The following is a 19148-nucleotide window of genomic DNA, read 5'->3' as shown; positions in this document are numbered from 1 at the left end:
TGAGCCCATCGAGAGGCCTGCGGCCCATTTCCGGGCCGATGGCGCGCAGGATAACTTTAAGGATGGCCGTGAAATCCCCCGCGTTTCGCAGAAAGTTTCCCTTGCTGGTAACCGGCAGTCTTCTGGCTTTCCAGCCAATGACTACCCTGATCGCTGCACCAGCAGCCCAGCAGTTCAACTGCGCCCCCTCCGCTTCGGGTGGGTGGGCGTGTAATGCCGAGGCGGCTGCTAACAGCACACCCCGCCCCGCTCATACAGATTCAGCGGTTAGTGCAGGCCGCACGGATACTTCACCACAGGCCACAGCGTCGACCGAACCCAAGACTATGCTGGTTACGGAAAGCAAAGGTCGGGCACTGGCCTCTCGTAGTCCCGACTATAGCCATCTCGACTGGGTGCCCCGTGAAAAGCTGACGCCTGCACAATTGGCCGAGACGGGACCGTATTGCTCCGGTGCCTATGTAGAGCCTCAGCGCCCGGGAATGAACGACAATACCCCTATGGAAGAGGCACCGACCTATGTGTCGGCCAAGGCTTCCCGTTATGAGGAGCAGACCCAGACTGCTACCCTGGCAGGTAATGTGGTACTGCGTCAGGGCAGCATGCAAGTCGAAGCCGATGAGGCCAACCTGCACCGCGCAGAAAACCGTGGCGAGCTCAACGGTAACGTCAAGTTCCGCGATGACGGCATGCTGGTTGTTGGCGATAACGCACAAATGCAGCTCGACAATGGCGAAGTCCAGGTGGACAACGCCGAATATGTCGTTCACCAGAGCCGCATCCGCGGTAGTGCGTTATATGCCAAGCGTAGTGAGGATGCTGTCATTCGTCTTAAAGACGGGACGTACACTACCTGTGAACCGAGTAGCAATGCCTGGCAGCTCAAGGGCAATAACGTTACCTTGAATCCAGCAACAGGGCTTGGCTATGCAACCAATGCCACCTTGCGCGTCAAGGATATCCCGGTTCTTTATACACCGTTCATCTACTTCCCCATCGATGATCGGCGTCAGTCCGGCTTCCTCCCGCCAACGATTGGTTCATCGAGTGATAATGGTCTAACAGTTGTTACGCCGTATTACTTCAACTTAGCCCCAAACTACGATGCCACCCTCTATCCGCGCTATATGAGCAAGCGCGGCCTGATGATGGAAGGCGAATTCCGTTATCTGACACGTAGCAGTGAAGGTCAGCTCAGCGCAGCCTATCTAAACGATCAGGAAAACGATCATGAGGACATGCCAGAGCAGACAGATACACGCTGGCTTTACGGTTGGAAGAATCGGACCGGCCTAGACTCACGCTGGCTAGCGGAAGTTGATTATACGCGTATCAGTGATCCTTATTATTTTCAGGACCTCGATACCGATCTAGGAATCAGTACACCGACTTATCTGAATCAACAGGGACGCTTGACCTACCGGGGCGATACGTTTACAGCAGGTATCAATGCTCAGGCCTACCAATTGGCCACGGTTTCAAACGTAACCCCGTATAACAGATTGCCGCAACTGACGTTGAATGGACGCCTACCGTTTACCCCGGGCGGCCTGACCTTCTCTTACGACACGGAGTTTGTAAAGTTCCAACGTGACCTTGAAAATAGTAGTGATAGACTCGATTACAATATAGGCCTAAACAATGGTCTAGCGCGCGCTGAAGGTGAGCGATTTAACTTATCGCCTAGCGTTTCGTTACCTCTGAGTTCAAGCTGGGGTTATTTAACGCCTTCAGCTAAGTACATTTATACTCAATACGATTTAGATATTGATAGTAGAGGCGAGCAACTATTAGCCGCTCAAAAACGCACTTTCAATGACAGCCCGGATCGTAACCTGCCAATACTGAGCGTAAATAGTGGCTTGTATTTTGATCGCGATTTGAATCTGTTTGGAGAGGGCGGCAAGCAAACCCTTGAGCCTCGAGCCAAATACTTATATGTACCTTATGAAGACCAGAGCGACATTCCTGTCTTCGATACCAGTGAGTACACGTTCAGCTACAGTTCGCTATGGCGTGACAATCGCTTTACTGGGACGGATCGCATTGGTGATGCCAACCAGCTAGCATTAGGCGCCACCTCGCGCTTTATCGAGCCCAGTGGATTTGAAAGAGCTAATATCAGCGCAGGTCAGCTGTATTACTTCTCGAACCGACGTGTTCAACTACCGGGACTGGAAGACGACTTACCAGATGACGCCACGACATGGCGCTCGCCTTATGCACTAACGGGCATGTACCGATTCAATCGTGATTGGCGTGTTAGTTCAGAGCTCAACTGGGATCCCAACACCAAAGAAACCGATTCAGGCAATGTGATGTTCCATTACCAGCCTGAAGCCAACCCGAACAAAGTAGTCAATGCCGGTTATCGCTATCGCGCTAACACCCGGACTTATGATCCAAACCTGGGCCGCTTCATTTATGACAGCGATGATTATCGTATCAAGCAACATGACTTTTCAGTTATCTGGCCGATTGTCCCGCAGTGGTCTGCTATTGCGCGCTGGCAGTATGATTACAACCAAAACCGTACGCTGGAAGCATTTGGTGGGTTCGAATATGACAACTGTTGCTGGAAGCTTCGCCTGATTAGCCGTTACTGGCTCAAGACAGAAGATGATGTCTATTACACATCACAAAGCACAGAGTCCGATCGCGGCATCTTCCTGCAAATCATCCTGAAAGGTCTCGGCAATGTCTTTGGTGGCAAGACCGAAGGTTTCCTAGACAAAGGCATTCAAGGCTATCGTGAACGTGAAGACCAAGCTATGTAACGCTATGCGCCCGCTCGCTTTGGGCGTGGCGCTCACTTTAAGTTCGCTGACCCATGCAGCCGTGGTACCGCTGGATCGTGTCGTTGCGATTGTCGACAACGACGTGGTCATGGAAAGCCAGCTGAAACAGCGGGTCGAAGAGGTTAAGCAGAACATCCTACGACGCGGTGGTTCCGTCCCCCCGGATAGTGCCTTGCAGAGCCAAGTACTGGAGCGCCTCATTTTGGAGGACATCCAGCTACAGATGGCCGAGCGCAACGGCATCCGAGTTTCGGATGAAGAGCTCAACCAGGCCGTTGCGACCATTGCCCAGCGCAATGGCCTCAGCGTTGCGGAGTTTCGCCAAGCCTTAGCCAGAGATGGCCTCTCTTATGAGGATGCTCGAGAGCAGGTCCGCCGTGAATTACTCATCAGCCGGGTACGTCAGCGACAAGTCGCTCAACGTATTCAGGTGAGCCCACAGGAAATACAAAACTTCCTTGCCTCCGACCTAGGCCGAATTCAGTTGGCGGAGGAATATCGGCTTGCCAATATTCTTGTTCCGGTTCCTGATAACGCCTCGGCCGCTACAACTCAGGCCGCTGGCCAGAAGGCTGAGCAGCTTTATAGACAGCTTCGCCAGGGTGGTGATTTCGCTCAGCTGGCGATAGCACACTCGGCAGGCGATAACGCACTAGATGGCGGCGAAATTGGCTGGCGTAAGGCTGCACAACTTCCACCACCCTTTGATCAAATAGTCAGTGACATGAATGTAGGTGATGTAACCGAGCCGGTACGTGTACCTGGCGGCTTCATCATCCTCAAGGTGGAAGAAAAGCGCGGCGGTGGCAGCTCGGTCGTCGACGAAGTTCATGTCCGACATATTTTGCTCAAACCCAACGAAATTCGCAGTGACGATGCCACACGTCGTCTGGCGCAACGTTTGCGGGAGCGTATCGTTAATGGTGAAAGCTTTGCGGACTTGGCCAAGAGCTTTTCGGAAGATCCAGGCTCGGCACTCAACGGTGGCGATCTTGACTGGGTTAATCCCGACTCATTGGTTCCTGAGTTCCGGGAGGTCATGGCCAACACGCCAGCCGGCGAGCTGTCACAACCGTTCCGTACTCAGTATGGCTGGCATATTCTGGAAGTGTTAGGACGCCGCGCCACGGATAATAGCGATCAGGTTCGTCAACAGCAGGCCCTGAATCTGTTGCGTAACCGCAAGTATGATCAGGAGCTGCAATCCTGGCTCCGTCAGATCAGGGATGAGGCTTACGTGGAAATCAAGCAGTGAGCTTACCCAGGCACTTCGCTTTGACGCCTGGTGAGCCGGCAGGCATAGGTCCCGACCTGTGCCTGCTTATGGCTCGAGTAGCTCAACCCCACGCTCTGATTGCAGTTGCCAGTCTGGAGATGCTAGCTGCGCGAGCCCAGCAGCTAGGCCTCTCGATTACTTTCATTCCGACCACTCCCGAACAAAAGTCACTGCAACCTGCACCGGCAGGTGCTTTGTATGTATGGGATACACCGTTGTCCGCTCCGGTTAAAACGGGATGCCTTGATGCAGCCAATGGACCTTATGTGCTCGAGACGCTAACTCGAGCCGCTCAAGGATGCATGGATGGCATGTTCGCGGGCATGATTACCGCTCCGGTGCACAAGGGCATCATCAACGAAGCAGGCATTCCGTTTTCCGGACATACCGAGTTTCTAGCCGAGCTGACAGGTACAGCTCAGGTCGTCATGATGCTTGCAACGACAGGCTTACGGGTAGGTTTAGTGACTACACATCTGCCTTTGCGAGCCGTGGCGGATGCTGTTACCCGAGAGCGCCTCCTGCAGGTAACCCGTATCCTTCATAAGGACTTACAGAACAAGTTTGGCATTGCTCAGCCCCGGATTTTGGTATGTGGCCTTAATCCACATGCAGGCGAAGGCGGGCATTTGGGCCTCGAAGAAATCGAGATCATCGAACCCGCTCTCGATACCTTGCGGGCAGAAGGCATCGATTTAGCAGGGCCGTTGCCTGCCGATACGCTTTTCACACCCAAGTATCTGGATCATTGTGATGCCGTCCTGGCCATGTATCATGACCAGGGACTTCCCGTACTCAAGCACAAGGGCTTTGGCGCTGCCGTGAACGTAACGCTAGGTCTGCCCATTATTCGAACATCGGTTGACCATGGAACTGCCTTGGATCTGGCTGGCACGGGCCGGGTCGATATCGGTAGCCTTGAAGTCGCCTTGAAGACAGCCTATCTAATGGCTGAAGCACATACTCCATGACTGAGCTTTATCAGCACCGGGCGCGAAAGCGTTTCGGTCAAAACTTTCTCCATGATGCTGGCGTTATTCACCGTATCCTTCGCGCTATCCATGGTCGTGAAGGCGAGCGCCTACTGGAAATCGGCCCTGGACAAGGCGCTCTAACAGAGGGATTAGTGGCCAGTGGCGCCCATCTCGATGTTATCGAACTCGACCAAGACCTGATTCCCCTGCTGAAACTGAAATTCGGCCTTAACCCGAACTTTACCTTGCACCAAGGCGATGCTCTGAAGTTTGATTTCAGCGCACTGGCTGGCTCTGACAAGCTGCGTGTGGTTGGAAATCTGCCCTACAATATTTCGACCCCGCTTATCTTTCACCTTCTTGCCCATGCTGATGTTATCGCGGACATGCACTTCATGCTGCAGAAGGAAGTAGTCGAGCGACTCGCTGCTGAACCGGGCGGCGGCGACTGGGGACGCCTGTCAATTATGGTGCAGTATCACTGCCGCGTTGAACATCTGTTTAATGTAGGGCCGGGAGCCTTCAATCCACCGCCAAAGGTAGACTCTGCCATTGTACGTCTTGTGCCGCACACTAAGCTGCCGCATCCCGCTCGCGATCCGAAAATACTGGAGCGTGTCGTGCGTGAAGCCTTCAATCAGCGCCGTAAAACGTTGCGCAATACACTGAAGAACCTCATGAGCACCGACATGATCGAGGCTGCCCATGTCGAGCCTGGACTGCGTCCGGAGCAATTGGATATCGCCGCCTTTGTCCGTTTGGCCAATGTCTTGGCAGACTTATCGCCTAGCAACTAAGGTCAACTCAATACACTCGCTTCTCACGAGGTCAGCCCCTGTGTCCGACCCACGCTATAACATCAAGGTCAGCGTTTCCACACGCTATTTGCCTGAGCAATCCATCGCAGCGCAAAACCGATTCGCCTTTGCCTATGATGTCACTATTACTAACGAAGGCAGCCTACCGGCTAAACTGCATACTCGCCACTGGCTCATTACCGATGGCAATGGTCGGACTCAGGAAGTACGTGGCGCCGGCGTCATTGGTGAACAACCCGTTATTTCACCCGGTGCAAGTTACCAGTACAGCAGCGGTACGGTACTTGAGACACAAGTAGGCAGCATGCGCGGAAGCTATAGGATGCAAGCCAGCGATGGGCATGATTTTGATGCCGAAATCGCACCGTTCCGTTTGGTTGTTCCGGGTGCGCTTCACTAATGACATTGTATGCCGTCGGTGATCTGCAGGGTTGCTTGGATCCTCTCGTATGCCTGCTTGACACCGTAGAGTTTGATCGGACGCAAGACCGCCTGTGGCTGGTAGGCGATTTGGTGAACCGTGGTCCACAATCGCTAGAGACGCTGCGCTTTCTTTACGAGATGCGCGATGCCATTGTAACCGTACTAGGTAATCACGACCTGCATCTCCTGGCGACATCGCTTCATCCGGAGCGCTTAAAGAAAAGCGATACACTACGCAAGATTCTTAAAGCGCCCGACCGGGACGAGCTGCTGAACTGGCTACGCCAGCAGCCTATACTGCATTACGATGCCGTCTACGACACAATTCTGGTTCATGCAGGTCTACCTCCTCAGTGGACGCTACCTCACGCTTTGACCCTAGCGGGCGAAGTCGAGTCGGTTCTTCAGGATGATGAGCGTTTCCCCTTATTTATCGAGGGGATGTACGGCAACGAGCCGGCATTATGGCGGGAGGATCTCGAAGGTGTTGAGCGTTGGCGGGTCATTACCAACTATCTGACCCGCATGCGATTTTGCGCGGCAGACGGCACGCTGGAACTCAAATCCAAAGAAGCCTCCGGAAACGCCCCTGACGGTTTTGCTCCGTGGTTTAGCCATCCGCACCGCTTGACGCGAGAACATCGTCTGATCTTTGGACACTGGGCGGCCCTTGAAGGCCGCTGCGACGAGCCCGGCGTATTTGCCTTGGATACTGGCTGCGTCTGGGGTAATAAAATGACTTTATTGAATGTCGATACTGGCGAGCGTCATACCTGCGCCTGCCGTAAAGGAGGCTGAATGAGCGAATTTCACCACATCGATCCGAACCAAGCCCTAGAACTGCGCCAGCGTGGCGCTACTATCGTAGATATCCGCGACCCGCATAGTTTCGCAACGTTGCATATCACAGGCTCAAAGCGGGTCGACAACCAGACGCTGCCTGATTTCCTCGCACAGGCCGACCTGGATCAACCGCTGGTTGTTGTCTGCTATCACGGGCACTCCAGCCAAAGTGCCGCGGCCTTCTTTGCGCAGCAAGGATTTAGCGATGTCTATAGCTTGGACGGCGGCTTCGAGCAGTGGCGAAGCACTTATCCCGACGAAACGGAAAGTGGCTCATTTTAGTGCCCTGCATTACCTCTTAGCACAGGCTTTTGACGATCCGGTTACAACATAAGTATTAAAGGGGGCTTCCACATCTCCATAATCGGACTATTCTTGAATCAGGCCTTCCCATTTCAGGGAGCCGGATAACCGGCTGCGCTATCGGTACGACCATTAGGTGTTCGGGGGAATATCAACGGTTGCTCCGTCGACTGTTTTTGTTCTCGTGCATCCCGTACGACCGATTCCGGCCGGCTCGAGGGTATCCAGCGAGGAGACGTCATGAGCATTTTCAGTCACTTCCAGGGGCGTTTCGAAGCGACTCGTCAGGAAGAATATTCCCTTCAGGAATATCTTGAGATCTGCAAGAAGGACCGTACTGCCTATGCCAGTGCCGCTGAGCGTATGCTCATGGCTATTGGTGAACCGGAGCTGGTAGATACCACCAGCGATCCGCGCTTATCGCGCATCTTTTCCAATAAGGTGATCCGGCGTTACCCTGCCTTTGCTGACTTCCATGGCATGGAAGACTGCATTGAGCAAATCGTTTCGTACTTCCGGCATGCCGCCCAAGGTCTTGAAGAAAAGAAGCAGATTCTTTATCTCCTGGGGCCTGTAGGGGGCGGTAAATCATCACTGGCAGAAAAGCTCAAGCAGTTGATGGAGAAGGTTCCCTTCTACGCCATCAAGGGCTCGCCGGTGTTCGAATCTCCGCTGGGGCTGTTCAACCCCGACGAAGACGGCCAGATCCTCGAAGAGGATTACGGCATTCCTCGTCACTACCTGCGCAGCATTATGTCACCGTGGGCGGCCAAGCGGCTCCAGGAGTTTGGCGGCGATATCAGTAAATTCCGCGTCGTTAAGCTGCGCCCATCCATTCTCAACCAAATTGCCATCGCCAAGACAGAGCCAGGTGATGAAAACAACCAGGATATCTCTGCACTAGTAGGCAAAGTCGATATTCGTAAACTTGAAGAGTTTCCGCAGAACGACGCCGACGCCTACAGCTATTCAGGTGCATTGTGCCGGGCCAACCAAGGCTTGATGGAATTCGTCGAGATGTTCAAGGCGCCCATCAAGGTCCTGCACCCTCTCCTGACGGCAACGCAGGAAGGTAATTACAACAGTACGGAAGGCTTGGGCTCCCTACCCTACAGCGGCATTATCCTAGCGCACTCCAACGAGTCGGAATGGCATACCTTCCGAAACAATAAGAATAACGAGGCCTTCATTGACCGTATCTATATCGTCAAGGTCCCGTATTGCCTACGCGTCTCGGATGAAATCAAGATTTACGACAAGCTGTTGATCAACAGCTCTCTTGCTGATGCTCATTGCGCCCCTGATACGCTAAAAATGCTGGCACAGTTTTCCGTTCTTTCGCGCCTTAAAGAGCCAGAAAACTCCAACATCTACTCAAAAATGCGTGTCTATGATGGTGAAAACCTCAAAGATACTGATCCCAAAGCCAAGTCGATTCAGGAATACCGTGACACTGCAGGCGTTGATGAGGGCATGAATGGCCTTTCAACCCGTTTTGCCTTTAAGATTTTGTCCCGTGTATTTAACTTCGATCCCAACGAAGTGGCCGCCAACCCGGTTCACCTACTCTATGTACTAGAACAGCAGATTGAGCAGGAGCAATTCCCGGCTGAAGTGCGCGAGCGTTACATGCGCTTTATCAAAGAGTATCTGGCGCCCCGCTATGTTGAATTCATCGGCAAGGAGATCCAGACGGCTTATCTCGAATCCTATAGCGAGTACGGCCAGAATATCTTTGATCGCTATGTACTCTATGCAGACTTCTGGATTCAGGATCAGGAATATCGAGATCCCGAAACCGGCGAAATTCTCAATCGCGCAGCCCTGAATGAAGAGCTGGAAAAAATCGAGAAACCGGCTGGCATTAGCAATCCGAAAGATTTCCGCAACGAGATCGTCAACTTTGTATTGCGTGCACGAGCCAACAATAACGGCAAGAATCCGAGCTGGCTGTCTTACGAGAAGCTGCGTACGGTCATTGAGAAAAAGATGTTCTCCAACACCGAGGATCTCTTGCCGGTCATTAGTTTCAATGCCAAAGCCAGCAAGGAAGACCAGCAGAAGCACAGCGATTTTGTGACGCGCATGGTCGAGAGGGGCTATACAGAGAAGCAAGTGCGGTTGCTGTCCGAGTGGTATCTGCGGGTACGGAAATCGCAGTAAAGAACGCAGCTGCCAGCCTTAGTCAGAAGTGGCCTGTCCATTTCTGACTAAGGCGTGTCCAACGGTAGAAAAAACGCAACATAGGACTCCTATCGTGGGACAGCAGGCTGCTCCCTTTCCGAGCCCGGAGGGCGTCTATGAGTTATGTCATCGACCGGCGTTTGAATGGCAAGAACAAGAGCACGGTAAACCGCACGCGTTTCCTGCGGCGTTACCGTGAGCACATCAAGAAGGCAGTCGAAGAGGCCGTAAGCCGTCGCTCCATCACCGATATGGAGCATGGCGAGCAAATCAGTATTCCTGGCCGTGATATCGACGAGCCGGTGCTTCATCACGGTCGTGGTGGAAAGCAAACTACCGTTCATCCCGGTAATAAAGAGTTCACCTCAGGCGAGCGCATCCCCCGTCCGCAGGGCGGAGGCGGCGGCGGTACAGGCCAGGGCAAGGCCAGTAACAGCGGCGAAGGCATGGATGATTTCGTCTTCCAGATTACCCAGGACGAATTCCTGGACTTCATGTTCGAGGATCTCGAGCTTCCCAACCTGGTCAAAAAACAGCTCACCGGTAGCGATACCTTTAAGACGGTTCGGGCTGGTATTAGCAGTGAAGGCAATCCGTCGCGCATAAATATCATTCGAACACTGCGTTCCGCTCATGCACGCCGCATTGCACTGTCAGGAGGCAGCCGCAATAAGCTGCGTGAGGTGAAAGCTGAGCTTGCACGTCTGCATGTGGAGGAACCGGATAACATCACTGATATCCAGGCGCTCGAAGCCGAAATCGCACGGCTGCGAGCACGTATCGACAAGGTCCCGTTCCTGGACACATTCGACCTCAAGTACAACCTGTTAAGTAAACAACCTACACCCAGCTCCAAAGCCGTGATGTTTTGCCTGATGGACGTTTCAGGCTCCATGACTCAGGCGACGAAAGACATCGCCAAGCGCTTTTTCATCCTGCTATACCTGTTTCTCAAACGAAACTACGAACGCATCGATGTGGTGTTTATTCGTCACCACACCAGCGCACGTGAGGTAGATGAGGAAGAGTTCTTTTACTCACGCGAGACGGGCGGCACCATTGTCTCCAGCGCCTTGAAACTCATGCAGGAAATCATGGCAGAGCGCTACCCCATTAACGAATGGAACCTGTATGCCGCGCAAGCGTCGGACGGCGATAACTGGAATGATGACTCGCCGATCTGTCGGGATATCCTCATGCGCCAGATCATGCCGTCTATGCAGTACTATACCTACGTGGAAATCACGCCGCGTGAGCATCAGGCACTGTGGTATGAATACGAGCAGGTTCGCGAGGCTTTCTCAGAATCTTTCTCACAGCAGCAGATCGTATCGGCTGCGGATATCTATCCGGTGTTCCGGGAACTATTCCAGCGGAGGCTCGTGTCATGAAGCGTCAGCCTATCTCTACCGGTTCGGAATGGACATTCGAACTTGTGCAGGCCTACGACCGCGAGATTGGTCGTATCGCCAAGCGTTACGCACTGGATACCTATCCCAACCAGATCGAGATCATCACGGCCGAACAGATGATGGACGCTTATGCGTCCGTCGGTATGCCCATTGGCTATAACCATTGGTCATACGGCAAGCACTTCCTGCATACGGAAAAAAATTACAAGCGCGGCCAGATGGGATTGGCTTACGAGATCGTGATCAACTCCGATCCCTGTATTGCCTATTTGATGGAAGAAAACACTATCACTATGCAGGCGCTGGTTATTGCCCACGCTTGCTATGGCCATAACAGTTTTTTCAAAGGGAATTACCTGTTCCGCACTTGGACAGACGCTAGCTCGATCATTGACTACCTGGTCTTTGCCAAGCAGTACATCACGCAATGTGAAGAGCGCCATGGGATCGATGCGGTGGAAGACCTGCTCGACTCCTGTCATGCGCTAATGAATTATGGGGTGGATCGTTACAAGCGGCCTTATCCGATTTCTGCCGAGGAGGAACGCCGTCGACAGAAAGAACGTGAAGAGCTTTTGCAGCGTCAGGTTAATGATCTCTGGCGCACCATCCCTAAAATGGGGGACAAGGATAAGCACGAGGAAGACGCACGCTTTCCTAGCGAACCTCAGGAAAACATTCTCTATTTCCTGGAAAAGCATGCGCCATTGCTAGAACCCTGGCAGCGGGAGGTCATCCGCATCGTCCGCAAGATTGCCCAGTACTTCTACCCTCAGCGCCAGACCCAGGTCATGAACGAGGGGTGGGCTACATTCTGGCATTACACCTTGCTCAACGATCTATACGACGAAGGGCTGGTGACTGATGGCTTCATGTTTGAGTTCCTGCAATCGCACGCAGGGGTGATTTACCAGCCCGGCTTCGACAGCCCCTACTACAGTGGTATTAATCCTTATACGCTGGGTTTTTCCATGTTCCGTGACATTCGCCGAATTTGTGAGAATCCCACCGAGGAAGATAAACGCTGGTTCCCGGACATAGCTGGTAGCGACTGGCTTTCTACCGTCACGTTCGCCATGAAAAGCTTCAAGGATGAAAGCTTTATTCTGCAATTCCTCTCGCCCAAGGTTATCCGCGATCTTAAGCTGTTTAGCATCCTGGATGATGACAAGCGCGATGAATTGGAGGTGGCGGCAATTCATGATGACCCCGGCTATCGCATCATCCGCGAACAGTTGGCGGCCCAATACAATTTGGGTAATCGGGAGCCGAATGTACAAATCTGGAATATCAACCGCCGGGGTGATCGCTCACTGACACTCCGCCATATCCAGCACGATCGCAAGCCGTTGGGCGAGTCCACTGAAGAAGTGCTCAAGCATTTGCATCGCTTATGGGGGTTCGATATCCATCTGGAAACAGTACAAGGTGATCAGGTCATTCACACCCAACATGTTCCGCCGCGTGAAGATGGACATGACGGCTTACACCGTCGTATGGACATAGCAGTTTCTCCTATCTGACCTCACCGGGGCCTTCCTTGAGGCCCCACTCTTTCACTCTTCTGTTGGCCCTTACCTATTCACGCCGTTATCCTGCTGCCTTCAGGAGGTGCTGTATGCGGATTTATAAAGTCGGGGGCGCGGTAAGGGATCGTCTGCTAGGGCAGCCGGTTACTGAAGTGGACTGGGTTGTAGTGGGAAGTACAGCCGAAGAATTGCTTGAGCAGGGCTTCCGCCCAGTTGGGGCTGACTTTCCCGTTTTTCTCCATCCCGCAACCGGCGAGGAATACGCGCTGGCTCGTACGGAGCGCAAAAGCGGACGCGGCTATGGGGGCTTCACGTTTTATGCCAGTCCAGACGTAACGCTGGAAGATGATCTTGTCCGCCGTGACCTGACGATCAATGCCATGGCAGAAGACGAAACCGGCCATGTCATCGACCCTTATGGCGGTATGGCTGATTTAAGCGCCCGCCTGTTGCGTCACGTTGCCCCAGCATTTGTCGAAGATCCGCTGCGAGTACTGCGTGTCGCCCGTTTCGCGGCCCGCTATGCTCCGCTGGGCTTTAGCGTCGCACCGGAAACCCGGCAGCTTATGCAGCAAATGGCCGAAAGCGGAGAGCTGGATGCGCTCACACCGGAACGCATGTGGAAGGAATTATCACGCGCCCTGATGGAGCCCCGCCCTGATGTTTTCATTCAGGTATTGTATGACTGCGGAGCGCTGGCTGTCCTTTTGCCCGAAATCGAGGCTCTCTTTGGCGTACCACAACCTGCCGCGCACCACCCGGAAATCGATACAGGCCTCCATATACAATCCGTATTGCGGCAATGCGTCCGATTCAATCAACCGCTGACAGTACGCTGGGCCTGCTTGTTGCATGACGTAGGCAAAGGCATAACCCCTGAAGAGGAGTGGCCTCGACATATCGCTCACGAAACGCGCGGGCTCAGGCTGATCAAGAACATAAATGCCCGCTTTAAAGTACCGCGTGACTGCAGTGAATTAGCACTATTGGTCGGCCAGTACCATACCCACGCACACCGTGCGCTGGAGCTAAGACCTTCTACTTTATTCGAGCTGTTTCAGGCATTCGACCTGTTCCGCCGGCCAACGCGGTTTGAAGAGTTCCTGGCCACTAGTGAAATGGATGCCCGTGGCCGACTTAGCCTTGAAGACCGTTCCTATCCCCAAGCAGATTATTTACGTCATGCAGCAGAGGCTGTACGCGCCGTTGGCGTACAGCCTCTGCTGGACAAAGGGCTGAAAGGTGCAGAGCTGGGTGAAGCCTTGCAGCAAGAGCGCCTAAGAGCACTGACACGCTTCAAGCAGACTTATACCAAGGGCGAGACCTGACACAGGGCAGAAGGCGTGAGGGAGCGCCCTTGCCAGCTGAAAGCTACCGGCCACAGCCGCTGCCCCTTAGGCATTTCTTGCCAGAGCTCAGCAAAGGTACGCCCGTCGACGGGATGGCGTACCGTACCGGCTAACAGCGATAAGGGCCAGAGCACAAAAGCATTCTTCAAGATTTCGGCGCGCGGCAGGACCAGACCGTCAAAGTCCCCTACCGACTCGCCGTACAACAGAATATCAATGTCCAGCGGGAGGCCCTTGCGGTCCGGCGCATAACGCCCACTGTTCGCCTCAATGTGCTTGAGCTGCGCACTAAGCTCCGCCAAAGACAAATCGGTTTGGCCACGCACCACGAAATTGATGAACGGAGCACTTTTGATACCTACCGCCTCGCTCTCGAAAACGGGCGAACATACCAATCCTTCTAACATGCCGGACAAGGCATTCAAAGCTGCAGTCAGGTTGCGCTCACGCTCGATGTTGCTGCCGAGCCCGAGATATACCGTGATCAGAGACATCCGCGCTCAATCTCCACACCGACACCCGCTGCAGTTGGCACTGCGCCGGGTTTGGTGATTTTTAAACGCAGCCATGGCAGGTTGAACTCTTTCTGCAGGCACTCCGCCAATCGCTCGGCAAAGGTTTCAACCAGTTGAAAGCTGGACTGGTGAGCAAATGCCAGAATCCGCTCGGCTACGGCGGCATAGTTCAAGGTCTTGTCCAGCTCATCCCTCTCGGCAGATGGCCGGATATCCCATCCCATGCATACATCCAAACGCAGGCACTGGCGAATTTCCCGTTCCCAGTCATACACGCCAATAACCGTGTCGACTTCCAGCCCCTCGATGAACACTTTATCCACGACTCTCTCCTGCGCCGTTAGGCGCATCGATTGAAAAAGCCCTGGCACCGTGTCGCGGCGGGCCAGGTATTCCCATAGAATCCACTATACGTGCCCCACGGAATTGCACCATGGTTTGGTTGCTGGCTACCTTCGCCTACCTCCTCGGCTCCTTGTCCTTTGCCGTACTGGTCAGCCAGGCATTTGGAGTAACCGATCCTCGCACTAGCGGCTCCGGTAACCCGGGCGCGACCAACATGTTGCGCTTGGGAGGCAAGAAACTTGCCTTGATTACCCTGCTGGGAGATCTGAGCAAAAGCCTTATCCCGGTACTTGTAGCGCGCGGCCTGGGCTTGGGTGAGCCCGAACAGGCCTGGATTGGCCTGGCTGCGGTGCTGGGGCATCTCTATCCTTTGTACTTTCGTTTTCAGGGCGGTAAAGGCGTTGCCACGGCCGCAGGTCTCTTGCTGGGCGTCTATCCCGCCATGGCCTTGCTGGCTTCAGCCTTGTGGGCGACCGTATTTGGCTTGACGCGTACCAGCTCTCTAGCCGCCTTGATCGCCTTGCCTCTATCCCTGCCGTTGGTCGCCTGGCAAAAACCACTACTGCTTCCGCCACTGCTGATCTTGACTGGCCTGATCGTGATCCGTCACCGCAGCAACCTCAAGAATCTATTGGCCGGACGCGAACGCCATTTCTAAAGCAGTAGTGTTGCCGATATTCATGCGATTCACTTGTCAGTGTGCGCCCTTCAAGCGTCTCAAATCGCCGGCAGCTGCTCCATTGGCCAACGCGCCTGTACTTTTATGGCAGGGCCGTCCTGCTGGCCTACTAGCAGACGCTGGCAACCAGCATAGGCAATCATCGCCCCGTTGTCCGTACAGAAACGCGGACGGGCATAGAACACCTGACCACGTAGCTCCGACAGCATCGTTTCCAATGACTCACGCAATGCACTATTGGCGCTTACCCCGCCAGCAATAACTAACGATTTAAGCCCGGTCTGCTTGAGTGCACGCTTGCACTTGATAGTCAGCGTCTCGACCACAGCCTTCTGGAAAGCCAGAGCAATATCGCAACGGGACTGCTCGTTATCGTCTCCAGCAGCACAACATTGCTGCCACGTATTAAGGGCAAAGGTCTTTAAGCCACTAAAGCTGAAATCCAGACCCGGCCGATCCGTCATCGGCCGAGGAAAGACGAAACGCCCTAGCGTACCGCGCTCTGCCAGACGTGCGATTTCAGGCCCGCCGGGGTATCCCAGACCTAATAACTTGGCCGTTTTATCGAAGGCTTCGCCAGCAGCATCATCTACTGACTCACCTAAAAGTTGATAACGACCGATACCGTCAACCCGAACCAGTTGAGTATGTCCACCCGAAACCAACAAAGCGACGAAAGGAAACTGCGGCGGCTGCTCTTCGAGCATAGGCGCCAACAGATGACCTTCCATATGATGGACGCCCAGGACAGGAACATTCCAGGCAAGCCCCAAGGCCTGCGCAAAGGAAGCGCCTACAAGCAAGGCACCCACTAGACCGGGCCCGGCCGTATAGGCAATAGCATCCACATCGGTAGACGTACTACCCGCCTCGCTAAGCACCTGATTAATAAGCGGCAGCATACGTTTTACATGATCACGGGAGGCCAACTCGGGCACTACCCCACCATAGACGCGATGCAGATCGATTTGACTGAACAGAGCATCGGACAATAGTCCGCGGTCACTGTCAAAGAGTGCGACGCCGGTTTCGTCGCAGGACGTTTCGAGTCCCAGAACACGCATGGGCAGCCAGCCTTCGGCCTGGTTGAGAATGAAGTCAGGCATAATAATCCCAGGTTTTCCGGCAGACCAGTGCTTTCGTCTGGAAGCTTTGCATTTCGACTACTGAAGGGTTACTATCCGCAACCCTTAAAAACCGACGCTTTGCGTGGCTAAGCCCGAGCGTTGAATCCACCCCCCGGTAAACATTGAAGGTACGACCTGGATGCCCGCCGTCAAAGTCAAAGAAAACGAACCCTTCGACGTAGCCCTGCGTCGTTTCAAGCGCTCTTGCGAAAAAGCCGGTGTTCTGGCTGAAGTTCGCAGCCGCGAGTTCTACGAGAAGCCTACTTCCGAGCGCAAGCGCAAAGCAGCAGCTGCTGTTAAGCGTCATGCCAAGAAAGTGCAGCGCGAACAGCGCCGTCGCGAGCGTCTGTATTGATCAGACGCCTGCATGGCTAACGGCTCCGCCCGGCTTTGGCCGGGCTGAACGTGACTAACCTCCAGCCCTCCGCAGTACCATCGTCATGCATTGCCATGCACGATACTCTATAGTCTCAGCTGTTGAACAATTTTACGCGCAAAGCGATAGCTTGTTCATTTTCGTCTGGATGACATCTGTCCTAGGCAGCCAATCGCCCATGTATAGCCGCCGTGAGCTTGCTTGGCGCATGTTACTTGCTTAATTCAGAGCCGAACGCACCATGGCTGGATTGATTCCTCAAGGCTTTATCGATGACCTCCTCAATCGCACCGACATTGTCGAAGTGGTGGGATCGCGCATCAAGCTTAAAAAGACCGGCAAGAACTATAGTGCGCTCTGCCCGTTTCACAATGAGAAAAGTCCTTCGTTCAGCGTAAGCCCAGACAAGCAGTTCTACTACTGCTTCGGCTGCGGCGCTGGCGGTAATGCGCTCGGCTTTGTCATGGACCATGACAATCTGGACTTTCCTGAAGCTGTCGATGAGCTAGCCAAACGTATCGGCCTCGACGTTCCACGCGAGGAAAGCAGCGGCACGCGTCAATCTCGCCAAGCTTTCGACTCCCCGCTTTATGCTTTATTAACAGCCGCCTCGGACTACTACCGCACAGCCTTAAAGAGCCATCCACAACGCAAGGCCGCAGTCGATTACCTAAAAAATCGCGGGCTGACGGGCGAAATTGCTCGGGATTACGGTCTGGGCTTCGCGCCTCCAGGCTGGGACAACTTGCTCAAGCACTTAGGCGGTGACAGTCTGCAGCAAAAGGCCATGATTGATGCTGGCCTTTTGATCGAGAATGCCGACAGTGGCAAGCGCTACGACCGCTTTCGTGATCGAGTCATCTTTCCTATCCGGGATAGTCGGGGACGCGTCATTGCCTTTGGCGGACGTGTTCTGGGCGATGACAAGCCTAAGTACCTGAACTCGCCAGAAACTCCGGTTTTTCATAAAGGCCAAGAGCTGTACGGCCTGTTCGAAGCCCGAAAAGCCAACCGCGACCTCGATGAAATTATTGTCGTCGAAGGCTACATGGATGTTATCGCCTTGGCTCAGCAAGGGATTCGCAATGCAGTAGCTACCCTTGGAACAGCCACCAGCGAGGAGCATATTAAGCGCCTGTTCCGCCTGGTCCCTCATATTCTTTTCTGCTTTGATGGAGACCAGGCCGGGCGCAGTGCAGCATGGCGCGCGCTCGAATCGGCACTGCCTTCTCTGCAAGACGGCCGCAAGGTCCGCTTCTTGTTTCTTCCTGAAGGTGAAGACCCAGACACACTGGTTCGCAAGGAGGGCCCGGATGCTTTCCAGGCTCGGTTCATTCAGCAGGCGCTCCCATTGGCTGAGTATTTCTTTCAGCAGTTATCCGGCGAGGCCGATCCGTCTACCTTGGAGGGCAAAGCACACCTGGCGACACTGGCAACACCTTTAATCGATCGCATCCCAGGCAACAACCTACGCGCCTTAATGCGGCTACGCTTAAGCGAACTGACCGGACTTACCAACGAGTCCCTGAATCAGTTTACTCAGCCCGCCACACCTATCGGCGCGGCAAGTGAACCTTACGGATACGAGCCAGAACCCTATTACGATAGCGGCTATGATTCTTCGACCCCAGCAAGGCAACAGCCTTACCGATCGGGACAGAAGCCCTATAGCAGCACCAAAGGCTTTCGTGGGAAAAAGCCGTTCGGCGCCAAAGGCGACCCCTCGTTTCGAGCGCCCTGGGTCCCTGCGGCAGTTGAGCCACCTACTCTTTCCGCGCTTAGAAGCCTTATTCATCGGCCGGCACTCGCCTTGCAAGTTCAAGATGCCAAAGATATTGCCGAAGAAAATGATCAATACGCACAACTACTCGTCGCCCTGATCGATGCCTTGCAAAAAAAGCCTGAGCAAACCACGCTGCAACTGCTAGCACGGTGGCATGGCACCGAACAGGGTAAACTTTTAAGGGTCTTAGCTGAAAAAGAATGGCTGATTTCGGGGGATAACCTTGAACAACAGTTTTTCGACACCATTATCAGGCTTGCAGCAAGCCAACGTGAACGAAGCCTTGAGCAGTTGCTTCGTAAGGCACGCGAAAGCGAGCTTAGCGCTGAAGAGAAAGACCGTCTGCGCGAGCTACTCAGCCGCCCAGCCGCACCAGTTACCTGATCCTGGCAAGCAAGCCGCCTGATCAGCTAT

General features: G+C 53.9%; 17 protein-coding genes. 14 read left to right on the top strand and 3 right to left on the bottom strand.

The window, feature by feature from the left end; translation table 11 throughout:
- Positions 1 to 62 precede the first annotated feature (62 nt).
- The 11 genes from IQ22_RS06215 to IQ22_RS06165 all read left to right on the top strand — a co-directional run bounded on the left by IQ22_RS06215 (position 63) and on the right by IQ22_RS06165 (position 13888).
- Entirely contained in the window at positions 63 to 2777 is a 2715-nt protein-coding gene (locus tag IQ22_RS06215) for an LPS-assembly protein LptD (RefSeq protein WP_145139640.1), read from the top strand.
- Positions 2758 to 4053 (top strand): peptidylprolyl isomerase, encoded by a 1296-nt coding sequence (locus IQ22_RS06210; RefSeq protein WP_145139637.1) that lies wholly within the window; start codon positions 2758 to 2760, stop codon positions 4051 to 4053. Before IQ22_RS06215 ends, IQ22_RS06210 begins: the two co-directional genes overlap by 20 nt.
- Positions 4050 to 5045: a 4-hydroxythreonine-4-phosphate dehydrogenase PdxA gene (gene pdxA / locus IQ22_RS06205; protein ID WP_145139633.1), complete on the top strand. Its 996-nt coding sequence runs from the start codon at positions 4050 to 4052 to the stop codon at positions 5043 to 5045. The genes IQ22_RS06210 and pdxA overlap by 4 nt, the downstream gene beginning before the upstream one ends.
- Entirely contained in the window at positions 5042 to 5845 is an 804-nt protein-coding gene (rsmA, locus tag IQ22_RS06200) for a 16S rRNA (adenine(1518)-N(6)/adenine(1519)-N(6))-dimethyltransferase RsmA (protein ID WP_145139630.1), read from the top strand. Before pdxA ends, rsmA begins: the two co-directional genes overlap by 4 nt.
- Before the next feature lie 40 nt (positions 5846 to 5885).
- Entirely contained in the window at positions 5886 to 6266 is a 381-nt protein-coding gene (gene apaG / locus IQ22_RS06195) for a Co2+/Mg2+ efflux protein ApaG (protein ID WP_145139628.1), read from the top strand.
- Positions 6266 to 7087, top strand: a complete 822-nt coding sequence (locus tag IQ22_RS06190; protein ID WP_145139625.1) for a symmetrical bis(5'-nucleosyl)-tetraphosphatase — start codon at positions 6266 to 6268, stop codon at positions 7085 to 7087. Before apaG ends, IQ22_RS06190 begins: the two co-directional genes overlap by 1 nt.
- Complete coding sequence (gene glpE, locus IQ22_RS06185) at positions 7088 to 7414, top strand: thiosulfate sulfurtransferase GlpE (RefSeq protein WP_145139622.1); 327 nt, start codon at positions 7088 to 7090, stop codon at positions 7412 to 7414. It abuts the gene before it with no gap.
- A 261-nt stretch (positions 7415 to 7675) separates the two neighbouring features.
- Positions 7676 to 9598 (top strand): PrkA family serine protein kinase, encoded by a 1923-nt coding sequence (locus IQ22_RS06180; protein WP_145139620.1) that lies wholly within the window; start codon positions 7676 to 7678, stop codon positions 9596 to 9598.
- A gap of 137 nt (positions 9599 to 9735) precedes the next feature.
- Positions 9736 to 11010, top strand: a complete 1275-nt coding sequence (locus IQ22_RS06175; protein ID WP_145139617.1) for a YeaH/YhbH family protein — start codon at positions 9736 to 9738, stop codon at positions 11008 to 11010.
- Positions 11007 to 12554, top strand: a complete 1548-nt coding sequence (locus IQ22_RS06170; RefSeq protein ID WP_145139614.1) for a SpoVR family protein — start codon at positions 11007 to 11009, stop codon at positions 12552 to 12554. The genes IQ22_RS06175 and IQ22_RS06170 overlap by 4 nt, the downstream gene beginning before the upstream one ends.
- A 95-nt stretch (positions 12555 to 12649) precedes the next feature.
- Positions 12650 to 13888, top strand: coding sequence for a multifunctional CCA addition/repair protein (locus IQ22_RS06165; RefSeq protein WP_145139611.1), 1239 nt, complete (start codon positions 12650 to 12652; stop codon positions 13886 to 13888).
- Here IQ22_RS06165 and folK read toward each other — a convergent pair.
- Both folK and folB read right to left on the bottom strand, forming a co-directional pair.
- Positions 13867 to 14403: a 2-amino-4-hydroxy-6-hydroxymethyldihydropteridine diphosphokinase gene (gene folK / locus IQ22_RS06160; RefSeq protein WP_145139608.1), complete on the bottom strand. Its 537-nt coding sequence runs from the start codon at positions 14401 to 14403 to the stop codon at positions 13867 to 13869. The two genes, IQ22_RS06165 and folK, sit on opposite strands and share 22 nt — an antisense overlap.
- Entirely contained in the window at positions 14394 to 14747 is a 354-nt protein-coding gene (folB, locus tag IQ22_RS06155; protein ID WP_145139606.1) for a dihydroneopterin aldolase, read from the bottom strand. Before folB ends, folK begins: the two co-directional genes overlap by 10 nt.
- A gap of 110 nt (positions 14748 to 14857) precedes the next feature.
- Here folB and plsY point away from each other — a divergent pair, with 110 nt between their 5' ends.
- Positions 14858 to 15427, top strand: coding sequence for a glycerol-3-phosphate 1-O-acyltransferase PlsY (gene plsY / locus IQ22_RS06150; RefSeq protein ID WP_145139603.1), 570 nt, complete (start codon positions 14858 to 14860; stop codon positions 15425 to 15427).
- Between the two features lie 59 nt (positions 15428 to 15486).
- Here plsY and tsaD read toward each other — a convergent pair whose 3' ends face one another.
- Entirely contained in the window at positions 15487 to 16512 is a 1026-nt protein-coding gene (gene tsaD / locus IQ22_RS06145) for a tRNA (adenosine(37)-N6)-threonylcarbamoyltransferase complex transferase subunit TsaD (RefSeq protein WP_145139759.1), read from the bottom strand.
- A 202-nt stretch (positions 16513 to 16714) separates the two neighbouring features.
- Here tsaD and rpsU point away from each other — a divergent pair, with 202 nt between their 5' ends.
- Both rpsU and dnaG read left to right on the top strand, forming a co-directional pair.
- A complete protein-coding gene (rpsU, locus tag IQ22_RS06140) occupies positions 16715 to 16930 on the top strand; it encodes a 30S ribosomal protein S21 (RefSeq protein ID WP_010795989.1) in 216 nt (71 codons plus the stop codon).
- A 262-nt stretch (positions 16931 to 17192) separates the two neighbouring features.
- Entirely contained in the window at positions 17193 to 19118 is a 1926-nt protein-coding gene (gene dnaG, locus IQ22_RS06135; RefSeq protein WP_145139599.1) for a DNA primase, read from the top strand.
- Positions 19119 to 19148: the final 30 nt, after the last annotated feature.

The sequence above is a fragment of the Pseudomonas duriflava genome (assembly GCF_007830155.1).
In the GTDB taxonomy this organism is placed as follows: Bacteria; Pseudomonadota; Gammaproteobacteria; order Pseudomonadales; family Pseudomonadaceae; genus Chryseomonas; species Chryseomonas duriflava.
The sequence above is the reverse complement of the archived record's forward strand: the minus strand, read 5'-3'. Positions and strand labels throughout refer to the sequence as shown.

Bases quoted from the DNA above. Each gene is read 5' to 3' on its own strand.
- IQ22_RS06215 (WP_145139640.1), top strand. From the start codon at position 63: ATGGCCGTGAAATCCCCCGCGTTTCGCAGAAAGTTTCCCTTGCTGGTA.
- rsmA (WP_145139630.1), top strand. From the start codon at position 5,042: ATGACTGAGCTTTATCAGCACCGGGCGCGAAAGCGTTTCGGTCAAAAC.
- IQ22_RS06190 (WP_145139625.1), top strand. From the start codon at position 6,266: ATGACATTGTATGCCGTCGGTGATCTGCAGGGTTGCTTGGATCCTCTC.
- glpE (WP_145139622.1), top strand. From the start codon at position 7,088: ATGAGCGAATTTCACCACATCGATCCGAACCAAGCCCTAGAACTGCGC.
- IQ22_RS06180 (WP_145139620.1), top strand. From the start codon at position 7,676: ATGAGCATTTTCAGTCACTTCCAGGGGCGTTTCGAAGCGACTCGTCAG.
- IQ22_RS06175 (WP_145139617.1), top strand. From the start codon at position 9,736: ATGAGTTATGTCATCGACCGGCGTTTGAATGGCAAGAACAAGAGCACG.
- IQ22_RS06170 (WP_145139614.1), top strand. From the start codon at position 11,007: ATGAAGCGTCAGCCTATCTCTACCGGTTCGGAATGGACATTCGAACTT.
- IQ22_RS06165 (WP_145139611.1), top strand. From the start codon at position 12,650: ATGCGGATTTATAAAGTCGGGGGCGCGGTAAGGGATCGTCTGCTAGGG.
- folK (WP_145139608.1), bottom strand. From the start codon at position 14,403: ATGTCTCTGATCACGGTATATCTCGGGCTCGGCAGCAACATCGAGCGT.
- plsY (WP_145139603.1), top strand. From the start codon at position 14,858: ATGGTTTGGTTGCTGGCTACCTTCGCCTACCTCCTCGGCTCCTTGTCC.
- tsaD (WP_145139759.1), bottom strand. From the start codon at position 16,512: ATGCGTGTTCTGGGACTCGAAACGTCCTGCGACGAAACCGGCGTCGCA.
- rpsU (WP_010795989.1), top strand. From the start codon at position 16,715: ATGCCCGCCGTCAAAGTCAAAGAAAACGAACCCTTCGACGTAGCCCTG.
- dnaG (WP_145139599.1), top strand. From the start codon at position 17,193: ATGGCTGGATTGATTCCTCAAGGCTTTATCGATGACCTCCTCAATCGC.